The sequence below is a fragment of the Erysipelothrix inopinata genome, assembly GCF_014396165.1.
In the GTDB taxonomy this organism is placed as follows: domain Bacteria; phylum Bacillota_I; class Bacilli_A; order Erysipelotrichales; family Erysipelotrichaceae; genus Erysipelothrix; species Erysipelothrix inopinata.
In genome coordinates this window covers 172,494-186,037 of sequence record NZ_CP060715.1, presented here as the reverse complement: position 1 = coordinate 186,037, position 13,544 = coordinate 172,494, and the positions used below count along the sequence as shown (strand labels likewise).

Genomic DNA, 13,544 nt, shown 5'->3' with positions numbered 1-13,544 from the left:
TAAAGAGGAGAAAATAATGAATAATGCAAAAAAAGTAAGCATTAGTGTTTTAGTGCTGTTATCAATGCTATTGACTGGTTTCACTTGGTCCTACTGGGCTCGTGATAATAAAATTACTGTAGACAATAACTCAGGCGAAAATACGATTGTATTAGGTGCTGCGAAAGATGAAGAAGTCAAGACTACGCTGACAGTAACACTTGATGGAAAATCTGGAGTATTAGTACCAGCAGGTCGTACTGATGCAAATAATAAAGAAATGACTGAAAAAATCAACCAAGCTGTAAATGTAGTTTGGGATGTTGAAAAAAATAGCCCAGCATATGGTGCAGAAACAGAAGTTACTGTAAAACATGTTGGAACAAAAATTGATGGTGTTAAAGGAAATGCGAACCTAATTCATTTAAACTTTGAAGGTTCAAATAATGCAACCTTAACACAAACTGTATTGGGTGATAAAACGAAAGCAGCTGTACCATTCCGCTATAACGTAACCATGGATGAACCAGCAAATAAAGAAGTTTATAATCAATATGCTGGAAAAACTGTAACACTTGAATTTGAAGTTACAGCTATCGTTAAATAGATTTAAATAGAAAGGCGTGTCATTCATGAAAAAACTAATCACATTTGTGCTAGTTGTGACTGGCGCTCTTTTTATTTCGTCAACAACCTATGCTTATTGGGGTGAGACGAAAATATTAGTAAATCAAAATAACACAAGTTCAAGCCTGAAAATAGGCATGTTTAAATTTGTCCCAGAACTTCCTCCGGGAATGTGGGAATGGGATTCTTTACAGGAAAATAAAGGATCTGAAATTAAAGATACGGTTAAATCGCAAGATATAATATATAAAGATGGCAGCTTTTATCTTGTTCGTGAGGGTGGCGTTGATCCAAACAACTTCAAACTTGATTTGGATCATCAATCCGGTCCATATAGTAATCCGTATCGGCCAATTCAGGATGCTTACCATCCGAATATTGCGTATGGAAAATATGATCTTGTCGTTTATAACAACAAGATTTACTATGCAATGAATGAGGGCGTGAATGGTGTAATGCCAGGAAACGGTGATAACTGGGTATATGTTGGAACTACCACTGAATTATCTTGGAAACCAAGTACTAAGTATGGTAAGTTTAAAGACCCGAGTTGGGAAGAACGTCGTATTATGAATCAATGGATTGTTTATCATAATGGACATATTTATATTTCCAATAATGCAAATAATCTCAATAAAGAACCTGGAAAAAGTATGGGATGGTCACTTAGAAATAATCTTGAGTTTGATGCTATGAGTATCTATTCCAATGAATTTGTAAATGGTCGAATCACAACTGTAAATGTTCTATATACTGACTCCAATGGAAAACAAGGGTTATATCGCCTTGTGGCCCTACAAACTATGATTCAAAATCAGGTAAAACAATATATCCTGGTACCAATGATTCTGTCTGGAAACGGATGATTTAATGAAGAAAGAAACACTGAATAGAATTTGGAATGGTGTTTTCTACCTTGCAGTCGTTATGATTGCTGCCGTATTAGCAACCGGACTTTTCTTTCCAAATCAATACTCAAAGTTTTTTAAATCAAAGATGTATGTGGTGGTTAGCGGTAGTATGGAACCTGTTATTAATACGTATGATGGAATCGTGGTTTCTAAGGCATCCGTTGACGATCTATCCGTAGGAGATATCATTACGTTTCGCTACGATTTAAACAATGATGGTGTTGATGAATATATTACTCACTACATTGCTGAGATTAGCGAGCAAGGGATCCGTACCAAACCTGCAGTAAGTGATGAATGGGATCGATGGACTCTTGATTCTTCCATGATTGTAGGACGGGTAACATATCAAAATCCTAAAATTGGAAAAGTATTGATTCCAATCTACAATAATGCGGTTCCTATCTTATTGATTACCAACATGATTGTATGGATTACAATATTGAAAATTGTGAAAGAGGACGATTCTTCAAAAGAAAAAGAGCTTTAACGAGATGAGTACATAAGTATTCACTTCGGTGAGCTCTTTTTTTTGGATTAAAGTTAATTATACAATTCCCATTGCATATTCAACGCCAAGTGCGACAAGGACGACAAGTAACGAGATGATGAAACCGTGAATCATTGGATTGATTCCGGATTTCTTCATTTCAGAAAACTCGGTATTGAGTCCAATGGCAGCAAGTGAAGCAACCATGATAAATTTGCTGAGTTGTTTTAATCCATGGGCGAATTCTGGTGAAATTATACCAATTGAATTGAGTAATGATGCTATCAGAAAGAATACAATAAACCATGGAAATACAGATGAGATTGATCCCTTTTTATTGGATCCGGAATGACTTACTTTCATATTAACATATGAGAATATTAGTACCGTGGGGATGATTGCAAGTGTTCGAGTTAGTTTTACCATCGTAGCGAAGTCACCGGCAGCCTCTGAGAATGCGTAACCTGCCGCCACAACTGAGGAAGTGTCGTTTACTGCTGTACCTGCCCATAACCCATATGCCATATCACTGAGCCCTAATGCTTTACCAATGATAGGAAATAAAATTATCATGAGGATATCAAATAAGAATGTGGCTGACATTGCATAAGCTATGTCACTATCCTCAGCATCGATAACTGGTGCTATGGCCGCAATGGCGGAACCCCCACAAATACCTGTTCCTGCAGAGATGAGATTGGATAACTTCCAATTAAGGCCCAGCAGTTTTCCTACAAAGTATCCACCACCAAAACATGTAATAAGTGTAAAAATCATAACCATTAATGATAGTTTTCCTACATTTAAAATAATGGTTATATTAAGAGAAGCTCCTAATAAAATAATGGCAAACTTCAAAGCTCTTTTAGACATGAATTGAATGCCTTTTTTTGTGTCCTTATCAAAGTTGACGAAAGCATTGAGTGCCAATCCGATTAGAAGAGCAATAACTGATGCGCCAATAATTGGTAGTGGTAGCAACGATTCAATAAACTGTGAGACTACAGCAATTAAAACTGCTGCAAAAATTCCAATAAAAAATTTGAGATTCATTTTTAAATACCCCTTTGTTCTCAAGAAGTATATCATGAATAACTATAAATATTTATTATGATATGTTATAGTTAATAAGTAATTCTTATGGGGTGATTGAATGGATAATAAATTACAAACCTTTATCAAAGTGTATGAATTAAAAAGTTATACGCAAGCAGCTGAAACGTTGCACCTCACTCAACCTGCTGTCTCTCAACAAATTAAGAAATTAGAAACGCAGTTTGATTGTAAGTTGGTAAATACTAATGGCGGTAAGATGGAATTTACGGAGTATGCTGATATTTTATATCAATATGCCAAAGCGAATGCCCAACAAATTGATACGCTCCATCAAAATATAGCACTAAAGAAGCAAAAAGTCAGTTTTGGTATGACTTTATCAATTGCGGATTATTACTTTCCAGATGAACTGGGTTCTTTTTTAGTGGAGTCAAGTCATGAATCGGAAATTGTAATCGGCAATACTGAGGAGTTACTTGAGCTTATGAAAATTGGTCAATTGGATGCTGCATTAATTGAGGGAAGCTATGATCGAAAGTGTTTTGATGGGATAGCTTACCGTCAGGAACCATTTATTGCGGTGACATCTGCTAAAGAGCAACTTGATAAAGAGCCGATTGATTTACAAGATCTATTTAACCGATCTTTACTAATCCGTGAGGAAGGGTCGGGAACGCGTAAAATACTGGAAGACTGGCTCTTTTTGGAAAATGAAAGTGTTAACTCATTTAAACACATTGTGGAAGTAGCAAATTTTGTTGCAATCAAAAATATGCTTCTAAATGATAATTGTATTAGTTTTATGTATGAAGGTGTTGCACGACAAGAAATTAAATCCGGCAAACTAAGAAAAATGGAGATTGAATCATTCAACCTCCAAAGATCATTTCATTTTGTAACCCCTAAGAATCAACATCACCCGTTAATTGATGTTCTTAAGAGTAAATGTATTAAATTATAATAGGATTGAACTTACAACGGCAAATGTGAAGATAAGGATGAAAACCAGACTTAGCACAACGATGTGAGTTCTTTTTGTCATTACGATGAGGGCAATATATTCTCGAATCATCGCATTAGGAATAAAGTAAGTAGCAGTCTTGGCAGCGATACCGTGTGTGTTTTTAAGCCCGACCATTCGTGCATAACGGTCTGCTCTAAATATGTGGAAATTATTTGACGAGAAAGCAACTTTATATTTTCCATCTGGTTTTAGATTATCCATGATTCTTTTAGAGAATAGCATATTCTCATAGGTGTTTCGTGACTGATCTTCAGCAATAGCGTGATCTTCGGGAATGCCGTGATGGATTGCGTAGTCTTTCATAGCTACACCTTCAGCAAGATGTTCATCGTCACCACGACCACCAGAGAAAATAAGAATTGGTTTAACTTCGTGTTTTTGGTAGAACTCGATAGCGTAGTCGATACGACTTGCAAGAAGCGGTGGTACTTCGCGTCCATTTCTCAAGCCACTTCCCAGAACAATGATAAAGTCTTTGTTTGCTTTGTTCGGTGCAAATCGATAGATCCAGGATGCCAATAGAAAGAGAATAAACACAAAAATAAAGTAATAGATCGCGAACATGAAAAAACTATAGAGTGCTCGCAAATAATAAGCGTCTTCTGGAATGGCTCCATTAACTATTGGTGGAATTATTAATAATATGACTAATCCAATAGCAGCAAATAATGTAAGTAAATTATGGAATCGGAAACCCTCCTTTTGAATCAGGTTTCGTGCATTTTTGAAGAGTGCTATAATAAGGATAAAGGTTCCAAAGAATGAAAGAACCACGAAGACCATAGCGATGAGACCGGCTAATATCATCAGAATCTTATTCTGAGAAGAGAACGCAAAGGCAATGAAATCAATCCCTAGGGCTCCAATGAATCCCAAGAAATAGAATCCATTATAGATACTGCCACGATTTCTTTTGTAAGATATGAGTAAAGCAATCAGTGGAAGTAAAGTAATAAAAAGTAATAAGTAGAGTGATTGTGAATCCATAAGAACCTCCTAAAAAAATTATATCAAAAAACTAAGAAAAGAAGTGATTAAATATGAAAATAATAATTGATTACATACCTGAAACTGACGCGCAAAAACTTTGGGAAATTGCATTCAAAGATGAAGATCCGCAATGGAGTCATTTTAATGCTCCTTATTTTAATGAGTATCAAGCGATAGACTATAGAACATATCTTAATGATTATGCGCCTTACTACATTGATGTTGATCATCGTCGTGGTATCTATGTTGATGACGTATTGATCGGGCTGGTTTCTTTTTATTGGGAATCAAGACCTACCCGATGGTTGGAGTACGGGCTTGTTATCTACGATGAGTCTTATTGGGGAAAGGGTATCGGAACGTATGTATCCAATTTATGGATTACAGAGCTGTTTGAAAAGTTTCCTCTCATCCAACGAGTTGGATTTACAACATGGTCAGGTAATCCGGGTATGATGGCTATTGGGGATAAACTTGATATGACACTTGAGGCAAGACTTAGAAAATGCCGTTACTATAAGGGCGAATATTATGATTCAATTAAATATGGAGTTTTGAGAGACGAGTGGACAAAAAAAGCCGCGAACGGCTTAGATTGATTTCTCTTGAGTTTCAGTAATTTTCGAAAGTTTTTTAAACTTCGGTGGAAGTGGTGCGATAAATGTCATCACTTTTTTTGTTTTTGGATTCTTAATTTGAAGTCGATAAGCATGAAGTCCAAGACGTTTAAGTGGATTTGTCTTCGCATCATATTTACGATCACCGATGATTGGGTGACCAATATCATTCATATGAACACGAATTTGGTTTTTACGACCGGTATCAATATTGACTTTAAGAATTGAAACATTATCTGTTTTCTTAATCACTTTATAGTGAGTGATTGCTTCTTGTCCTGATGTTGTAGAGTACATGTGCGTAGTTTTATTTTCACGCAAGAAACTTTTTACAGTGTCCTCATCTTTTTTTACAGAGCCTTCAACAATCGCGACATAGGTACGATCAAGGACAAGATTATTCCAGTCTTTTTGATAGAGGTTTTTAACTGCTTCACTCTTTGCGAACATAAGAACACCGGATGTGTCTTGGTCTAGACGGTGGACAACAAAAATGCGATTACGAGTATTTTGTGACTTAACGTATTCACTTGCGAGACGATATGCAGTCATATCTTCATTTTTATTCGTAGCAATTGTTAGAAGTTTGTAGGGCTTTTCAATAACAAGAATTTCATTATCTTCATATAAAATCTTTAAAGGTGTATCCTTTTGATTATTATGTTCAACAATTGTAATGGTTTGTCCTTCATGGATTGGATCATCGAACTGAGTTGTAACTTCATTATCGATAGCAATGCATCCATGTTTAAGAAGTGATTTAAGTTTAGAACGACTATAGGGTAAATTTGCGCTTAGGATAAAGTCTAAAAGTTGTGTTTCGTGTGTTACTTTAAGGGTATGTTTCATGATATGATACCTCGTTTCAGTATACTATTATGACAGAAAGTGATGCATAAAGAAACAGATATCCTCAAATCAAAATGGGTTTGATTTGTAAAGATTGTGTTAAAGATGAAACATTCTTTCACAATACGCCAATTATGGTTGTCACAAAAGTGCGGAATACCCACTTAAATAGAGGGTTGAAAACGCTTAGATATATTTGATAATAGTTTGACAAGAATTGGAGATAATGATAATATCGAAGATGTAATAAGAATGTTTATGATTCGTGAAATAATCGTAATAACTCAATGTATTTTTAAGAACTAGTGTATATTGGTTTCAAAAAGACGTTTGAGTACATCTTATTTCTGATAGGAGGTACGAGCTATGAGTACAGGGAAAGTGAAATTCTTTAACGCTGAAAAGGGTTTTGGATTCATTACTATCGAAGGTGGACAAGATATTTTCGTTCATTTTTCAGCAATTGATACAGATGGATACAAAACTTTAGACGAAGGCCAAGAAGTGAGCTTCGATATCGTTGAAGGTCCACGTGGTGAACAAGCAGCAAACGTTAGACCACTCTAATAGATGCGAAATAAAAGCAGTGATTTCAATCACTGCTTTTTTTAATGCTAGATTGGTTTAATCATTGACTCAAGAGCTTGTCCCCAATATCCGATAATCGGTAGGGTGCACTTCTCGTATTTCGCAGCACGAACTAAACCTAAAATATTTAAAGCGAATTTCAGAACCGAATAAGCCAACATAATAATTGAAGATGTTGCGGATGCAAAGAGTCCTGTAATTGAGTTCCAATAAAATAGTGAAAATGAGATGCCTAAGACAGCAGACAAAATAATGTTGACTACGAAAATTACGAGGCTCAATGCAAGAAGCTGACTTGCGTGATTTCGTACAAAGCTACTTTTCTTTTCGAAGAGTAAGACTGCGAGTGCAATCGCAATAATAGTAAATCCACCATTGGATGATGCTGTTAATATACTGATAATCCATAATATAATGGCAACTGTTTTTTCTTCGAGTCCGAAGATGCTTGATTTTTCTTGATAGTTATTCATGGTATTCCTCCTATGTTTATAATATAATAATAGCAGTTCTTAGTAAACATGGAGGTTTTTATGACTATATTTAAAATTGCGTGTCAGATATTAAGTTTGCTTATCTTGATAGCAATTCCAGTATTTTATTTTGTGAAATTCCGTAAAGAAAAATTATTTATGAAAGATGTTCTTTGGGGATTCATACTTTATATGGCAGCGAACCTTGTTCGCAACTTAATCGGTGTGAATATGCCTCAAATGGATGGCATTGTTGGCTCCCTGATGTTAATTCTATTATGGTCGTTAACAGGAGCGGGTATTGTCGCAACATATATTTTACTTCGCAAATATTTAATTAAATCTGAAATTTCTAAAAATGATCATCTCATTATGGGATTTGGTTTTGTTTTCTTAAATGTTGTGCAAAGCATTCCAGTACATATTAGCTACATCATGATTTCAATCTCAGATATGTCAGGAAATGGTTTTGATGCAGTTAAGAATATGCTTAATACAGAAGATGTTGCACAGGTTAATTTGTTCTTGGATCAATTCAGAACAATTACTGCTGCACAATTCTTAGAACAAGGGCTTGCAGTTCTTTTACTTGGTTTAATTGTAACTTCAATGCTTGTTATTCTTAAAAAATACTTTGATACCGATCAAAGAAATAAAGGAATTGGAATTGCTGTCGGGATGATGATCGTATTCCAAGGAATAGGAATTTTACTTCTCGCAGTTCAAGCAAACGCAATTCTTGCATTAGTAATTCGTGTACTAGTAACTGCAGGTATTAGTTACTACGCATATAAAGAATACAAAACAATATAGGGGCACATGATATGGCGGTAGAGTTGATAGATGTAACTGAAGAGTTTGATGGCTATGATGTTGAAACATTGTTGTTTGACATCTATGTTCCGGAGATTAAACGTACGGTAGGGCGGTGCGAATTTCGTGTCGAATCGGGTCGTGATCTTTGGTACTATGGAAATATAGGATATGTCATCTATCCGCCGTATCGTGGTCACAACTTTGCGTATCACGCATGTATTGTATTGTTGAATATTATTCGTAACACAAAAAAAGAATTGCATGATGTAATTATTACATGCAATCCTGATAATGATGCTTCAAGACGAACCATCGAGAAATTGGGAGGTCGATATCATTCGACCTTAGATATAGACACTGACCATGAGCTCTTTCGCTTAGGTGAATCTCAGAAGGATGTCTTTATTGTGAAACTTTACGTATAATTCCCATTGGAGTTGATTGAGATTTTTGTCCAAGAGGGTTATCCTTGAGGATTTTAACCATAAGATCAAGATCAACTAATTTGGAACTTGCACCTAAGATGTTTCCACCTAAATCATTAATATCGACAATAACTACTTCAATATTCTTATTGAGGTATTTTTTTACTTCTTTTGCGACTTCATCAGGGTTTTCGGGTCCAAGAACTACATATTCGTTATAAGGTGGAATGGTTCCGTTTGTTGGGCCATCGATTGAACGTGCTTTATATCCAGCAACGTTGTAGAAGTCACCTTTACGACCAACAATTTTTCCGAGTGCGGAAACTCCAGCTGCGAAAAGAATTCGTGGTGTGCCACATTCTCTTAAAGCCATTTCCATTGTTTCAGGCATTCCAAGGCCAATCCCGTGTGGCGTTTTTGTAACGTGTTTTGAGAGTGTGTATGCAAGTTTGCGAGGTTTCACATCTTTAATTGGATATGCGCGACCTTGAGTAATTGCCACAATCTTTTCTGTAATAAAGAGGATGTCACCATCTTCTAAATGTTCAGGAACATATTGATCTATAATTGTTAAAATATTATCGTTTGGCATCACGACATGAGTTTTAATTGGTAAACGTTGATAGCTCTCACCATTTACGACAATTTCAAGGTTTTTATCATCATTAGGTTTAAATGTCATTTCAATACCTTCTTTCTTAGATATAATACATTGTATAGACCCTGTTAATCAAGGGTAACTTGCATAATGAAACTTAAATCAAGTATAATTTACGAGATGGAGACAGAGATTATGAAAACAATACTTAGAATCATTACAAACAAAATATTTGTGGTCGGCGTTATCGTAATCGCTGAACTATCCATACTCCTTGCAATAGTTTGGAATTTATCGCTTAATTATGCAACAATCTATGGTATTTTAGTGGCGCTGTCAGTGCTCTTGATTGTGTATGTTATTAATCGAAATGATAATCCCTACTATCGCTTGGCGTGGACAATTATTATTCTTGCAGTACCGCCGATTGGCGCCGTGAGTTATTTGGTATTTGGTGGAAAACAAGTTCCGAAAAAACTTCGAGAAAAGATATCGGATGCATACCCTAAAGATGAGTACATCCATAAGAATCACCAATGTCTTGTGGATCATCTTAATGAAGATGCCGGACAGTGGTCGCGTCTTGTGAACTATATCGTGAATAGTTCTCAGTATCCTATTTATGAAAATACGAAATCAACCTATCTTGAAAGTGGGGAAGTCAAATTCGAACATCTTCAAGAAGAATTAAAAAAAGCAGAGAAATTTATCTTTTTAGAGTATTTCATTATCAAAGATGGATTAATGTGGCAAACAACATTAGAAATCTTACGAGAAAAAGTAAAACAAGGTGTTGAAGTTCGTTTAATTTATGATGACTGGGGTTGTGCAATGTTCACAGACCTTAAAGCACAATGCGATGAGGCAGGAATTGAGGCGGTAGCATTCAATCCACTTGTTGCGCGTCTTGCGATTCAAATGAATAACCGTGATCACCGTAAGATTGTTGTTATTGATGGTCGGGTTGGATTTGTCGGAGGAATTAACCTTGCTGATGAATATATCAATATTGGTAGTAAGTATGGTCATTGGAAAGATACAGCAGTCATGATTGAAGGGGAAGCGGTTCATTCGCTCACTCTGATGTTCCTACAGTTTTACCGATACTATACGGATAAAGTTGATAATCCAAATGATTATCGTTATGAATTTGATGATGCAACTTTAGGACATGATTTTGTCTTGCCATTTGCGGATGCACCTACAGATAGTACAGACCTAGGCCTAGGTGTGCATTTATCTTTGATCTCTTCAGCACGTAAGTATATCTACATTCAAACGCCCTATCTGATTGTCGGATATGAAGTAATTGAAGCTTTAAAGATGGCAGCACGATCAGGTGTTGATGTGCGGATTATACTTCCCCATATTCCCGATAAGAAAATTGTTAATCAAGTTACCAAATCAAATTATAATGAACTGATTAAATCGGGTGTTCGTATCTTTGAGTATGAACCTGGATTTGTTCATTCTAAGACAATGGTTGTAGATGACGAAATATGTCTTGTTGGAACAACGAATATGGATTATCGCAGTTACTATCTACACTTTGAATGCAGTATTTTATTCTTGGATCCGAAGATGGTTGAAGCGTGTTATAAAGACTCAATGGATACTATTGAAAATAAGAGTATTGAAATTACTCAAGAGGACTGTGACAAAACACCGTATCTTGTAAATTTATTTAGATCCTTTGCAAATATATTCAGCGGATTGATGTGAGGTTAGAATGGAAAAAATTGGATTGGTATTAGAAGGCGGCGGAATGCGCGGAGCATACACGGCCGGAGTATTACATTGGTTATTGGAAAATGAATTGCATTTTGATTATGTTGTAGGAATTTCATCTGGAGCACTTTATGCAGGAATGTATGTTCTAGATAAAGGTGAAAGTTTGGAATCCGCAGCTATTAATGTCGCAGCTGATAAACGCAACGTTGGTTGGGCACCTATTAAAGATGAACACACCATTGTGGGTTATGACTTTTTATATCGTGAAGTCACTGAAAATTTAGATTACCCTTTGGAAACAATTGATCAGATTAAAGGCGATATCGAAATTGGTGTATACGATATTAAAGCGGAAAAGACAGTATGGAAAAATAAACAAGAAATTGCTGAAAATCCAGAATATATTAAAGCTGCATGTACGCTTCCAATTGTTGGGCGTCCTGTGAAAATTGAAGGCCGAGATTATATGGATGGCGGAATCACAACGATGATTCCAGTTTCGCGTAGTATTGAAGCGGGATGTGTCAAACATATGGTGGTTACGACAAAATCAAAAGAATATGTTCGTAAACCTCAAGGATTCTTTACGAGTACACTATTAAAATGTGTCTATCGCAAATATCCAAAACTCGTTAAAGACTTTAGTAACCGTGTCAATGTTTATTATGAAGAACGTAAGCTTATTGATGAATTGGTTGCAGAAGAAAAAGCGCTATATATGTATCCAACAAAAGAACTTGGAATTGGGCGCTTTAAGGGGAGCAAAGAACAATTTTCAGAATTGTTTGATATTGCTCATCAAGATTGTGAATTAAGAAAAGATGAAATTATTGCTTTTTACCAAAGTGTAAAAGGATAAGAATCGGGCGTGTGGCTTATAAAAGTCATGCGCTCTTTTGTTGTTGGGTGCTCAAAACTAAGCTTGGTTGCCCAAAGTGCAATTTGTTCATTGGGTTCTGCATGTTTGTTATAACGGGCATCACCCCATAGTGGATGATTACGAGAAGAAAATTGAACGCGAATTTGATGTGAACGACCCGTTTTTAAATCAACGGTAACTCTTGAAAGATTCTTTTGAGCGTTGTACTGGCTTGTAAGAATCTCGAGTTCGGCGTATTTACCTTCGGGATGATCTTTCTTGACAACATAAGATGTGTTTGTTTTGCGATTTTTTACCATTGTATCTTTGAGAACTTGCGGCTTGATGTCGCCTTCAATGATTGCAGTGTATTCTTTAGTAATCTTATGAGTACGAACTTGATCGCTGAGTCGCGAAGCGGCTTTTGATGTTTTTGCAAAAACCATGACGCCACCTACGGGTCTATCTAAACGGTGTACCAATCCAAGATATACGTTTCCTGGTTTTTGGTATTTATCCTTGAGATAACCTTTAAGCTCGGTAACCATGTCTAAGTCCTTACTAGAATCTTCTTGTGTTGGTTGGTTGGGTTTCTTTTCAACCACTAATATATGATTATCTTCGTAGTAAATCTTCACGATAACACCACCTTGTCGTTATTCCACCGGATAACACATCGTTACTGTTTTGGACAGGGAGTCCAATTGTATCTGAATGAATGTATCCTTTATGGTTTGATTGTTTTAATTCACTGCTTAGAATTTGAGTAACATCTTTTGATGATAGATTAGTCGTATAAGTATTAATAACCATGAATAATGCATCATCATCCAGGATGTCGAGACATGCTTGTAATAAAGGTTGTAGTTGTGTTTCAATTTTCCAACGTTCACCCTTTGGCCCACGACCAAAACTAGGAGGATCCATGATGATTCCGTGATAGGTTCGTCCGCGTCTTTTTTCACGTTGAATAAACTTCATGACATCATCGACTATGGTGCGAATATGTGCGTCTTCAAAATGATTCAGTTTAATATTATCTTGGGTCCAAACGATTGCGGATTTTAAAGCATCAACATGAACAATTTCTTCAACATTCTCGTGAACACATGCTAGAGTTGCGCCACCAGTATATCCGAATAGGTTTAAGATGCGAAGAGGTCTGTCTGCACTATCGATAACTTCATGCATCCAATCCCAGTTAACGGCCTGTTCGGGAAAGATTCCAATATGTTTAAATTTTGTAGGCTTGATAATAAAGTTCAAATGTTTATACTTAAGGGTCCATGCCTCAGGAACTCCTGAGTTTAGATGCCACTGTTCAGTATAACTGGCATCAATTGATGGTGTTTGTGCGGGCAAAAACTGAGCAAGGGGATCGGGTCTTTTAAGAACATACGGACCCACTTTTTCAATCTTATATTCGTCACTGGCGGATATAATTTGGTAGTCTATCCAATCTTTGGAAATACGCATAAAAATCCAACTTTCTAAATAACTATGCATATTAT

The 13,544-nt window shown here is 36.1% G+C and carries 17 protein-coding genes; 10 read left to right on the top strand and 7 right to left on the bottom strand.

Features of this window, described 5'->3' with window-relative positions; all coding sequences use genetic code 11:
* The first annotated feature begins 16 nt into the window (after positions 1-16).
* From H9L01_RS00940 to H9L01_RS00930, 3 genes are read left to right on the top strand one after another with little or no spacing between them, the layout of a single operon-like run.
* Entirely contained in the window at positions 17-586 is a 570-nt protein-coding gene (locus tag H9L01_RS00940) for a hypothetical protein (RefSeq protein WP_187534088.1), read from the top strand.
* Between the two features lie 25 nt (positions 587-611).
* Positions 612-1,472 carry a hypothetical protein gene (locus tag H9L01_RS00935; RefSeq protein ID WP_187534087.1) on the top strand — a complete coding sequence of 287 codons (861 nt, stop codon included), beginning with the start codon at positions 612-614 and terminating at the stop codon, positions 1,470-1,472.
* A gap of 4 nt (positions 1,473-1,476) precedes the next feature.
* Positions 1,477-2,007 (top strand): signal peptidase I, encoded by a 531-nt coding sequence (locus H9L01_RS00930; RefSeq protein ID WP_187534086.1) that lies wholly within the window; start codon positions 1,477-1,479, stop codon positions 2,005-2,007.
* A 57-nt stretch (positions 2,008-2,064) separates the two neighbouring features.
* Here the strand turns inward: H9L01_RS00930 and H9L01_RS00925 are convergent, their stop codons facing one another.
* Positions 2,065-3,060, bottom strand: a complete 996-nt coding sequence (locus H9L01_RS00925) for a YeiH family protein (protein WP_187534085.1) — start codon at positions 3,058-3,060, stop codon at positions 2,065-2,067.
* 100 nt (positions 3,061-3,160) lie between these two features.
* Between H9L01_RS00925 and H9L01_RS00920 the strand changes: the two genes are divergently transcribed.
* The gene (locus tag H9L01_RS00920) at positions 3,161-4,024 is read left to right on the top strand and encodes a LysR family transcriptional regulator (RefSeq protein ID WP_187534084.1); all 864 of its coding nucleotides are present in this window, start codon (positions 3,161-3,163) and stop codon (positions 4,022-4,024) included.
* Here the strand turns inward: H9L01_RS00920 and H9L01_RS00915 are convergent.
* The gene (locus H9L01_RS00915) at positions 4,019-5,074 is read right to left on the bottom strand and encodes a YdcF family protein (protein WP_187534083.1); all 1,056 of its coding nucleotides are present in this window, start codon (positions 5,072-5,074) and stop codon (positions 4,019-4,021) included. The two genes, H9L01_RS00920 and H9L01_RS00915, sit on opposite strands and share 6 nt — an antisense overlap.
* Positions 5,075-5,127: 53 nt before the next feature.
* Here H9L01_RS00915 and H9L01_RS00910 point away from each other — a divergent pair, with 53 nt between their 5' ends.
* A complete protein-coding gene (locus H9L01_RS00910) occupies positions 5,128-5,676 on the top strand; it encodes a GNAT family N-acetyltransferase (protein ID WP_187534082.1) in 549 nt (182 codons plus the stop codon).
* Here the strand turns inward: H9L01_RS00910 and H9L01_RS00905 are convergent.
* Positions 5,668-6,543 carry an RluA family pseudouridine synthase gene (locus tag H9L01_RS00905; RefSeq protein WP_187534081.1) on the bottom strand — a complete coding sequence of 292 codons (876 nt, stop codon included), beginning with the start codon at positions 6,541-6,543 and terminating at the stop codon, positions 5,668-5,670. The two genes, H9L01_RS00910 and H9L01_RS00905, sit on opposite strands and share 9 nt — an antisense overlap.
* Positions 6,544-6,909: 366 nt before the next feature.
* On the opposite strand from H9L01_RS00905, the gene H9L01_RS00900 reads away from it, so the two are divergent.
* Complete coding sequence (locus H9L01_RS00900; RefSeq protein WP_187534080.1) at positions 6,910-7,110, top strand: cold-shock protein; 201 nt, start codon at positions 6,910-6,912, stop codon at positions 7,108-7,110.
* Positions 7,111-7,157: 47 nt separating this feature from the next.
* On the opposite strand, the gene H9L01_RS00895 is transcribed toward H9L01_RS00900, so the two are convergent.
* A complete protein-coding gene (locus H9L01_RS00895; protein ID WP_187534079.1) occupies positions 7,158-7,604 on the bottom strand; it encodes a magnetosome magnetite crystal formation protein family in 447 nt (148 codons plus the stop codon).
* A 60-nt stretch (positions 7,605-7,664) separates the two neighbouring features.
* Between H9L01_RS00895 and H9L01_RS00890 the strand changes: the two genes are divergently transcribed.
* Together H9L01_RS00890 and H9L01_RS00885 are read left to right on the top strand one after the other, a co-directional pair.
* Positions 7,665-8,417 carry a hypothetical protein gene (locus H9L01_RS00890; RefSeq protein ID WP_187534078.1) on the top strand — a complete coding sequence of 251 codons (753 nt, stop codon included), beginning with the start codon at positions 7,665-7,667 and terminating at the stop codon, positions 8,415-8,417.
* A gap of 11 nt (positions 8,418-8,428) precedes the next feature.
* The gene (locus H9L01_RS00885; RefSeq protein ID WP_187534077.1) at positions 8,429-8,845 is read left to right on the top strand and encodes a GNAT family N-acetyltransferase; all 417 of its coding nucleotides are present in this window, start codon (positions 8,429-8,431) and stop codon (positions 8,843-8,845) included.
* On the opposite strand, the gene H9L01_RS00880 is transcribed toward H9L01_RS00885, so the two are convergent.
* Positions 8,823-9,527, bottom strand: a complete 705-nt coding sequence (locus tag H9L01_RS00880; protein ID WP_187534076.1) for a coenzyme F420-0:L-glutamate ligase — start codon at positions 9,525-9,527, stop codon at positions 8,823-8,825. The genes H9L01_RS00885 and H9L01_RS00880 overlap by 23 nt on opposite strands.
* A gap of 111 nt (positions 9,528-9,638) precedes the next feature.
* Between H9L01_RS00880 and cls the strand changes: the two genes are divergently transcribed.
* Complete coding sequence (gene cls / locus H9L01_RS00875) at positions 9,639-11,165, top strand: cardiolipin synthase (RefSeq protein ID WP_187534075.1); 1,527 nt, start codon at positions 9,639-9,641, stop codon at positions 11,163-11,165.
* A 7-nt stretch (positions 11,166-11,172) separates the two neighbouring features.
* Complete coding sequence (locus H9L01_RS00870) at positions 11,173-12,033, top strand: patatin-like phospholipase family protein (protein ID WP_187534074.1); 861 nt, start codon at positions 11,173-11,175, stop codon at positions 12,031-12,033.
* On the opposite strand, the gene H9L01_RS00865 is transcribed toward H9L01_RS00870, so the two are convergent.
* Entirely contained in the window at positions 12,012-12,671 is a 660-nt protein-coding gene (locus tag H9L01_RS00865; RefSeq protein ID WP_223151033.1) for an RluA family pseudouridine synthase, read from the bottom strand. The genes H9L01_RS00870 and H9L01_RS00865 overlap by 22 nt on opposite strands.
* Positions 12,649-13,509 (bottom strand): class I SAM-dependent methyltransferase, encoded by an 861-nt coding sequence (locus H9L01_RS00860; RefSeq protein WP_187534073.1) that lies wholly within the window; start codon positions 13,507-13,509, stop codon positions 12,649-12,651. The genes H9L01_RS00865 and H9L01_RS00860 overlap by 23 nt, the downstream gene beginning before the upstream one ends.
* Between the last annotated feature and the right edge of the window lie 35 nt (positions 13,510-13,544).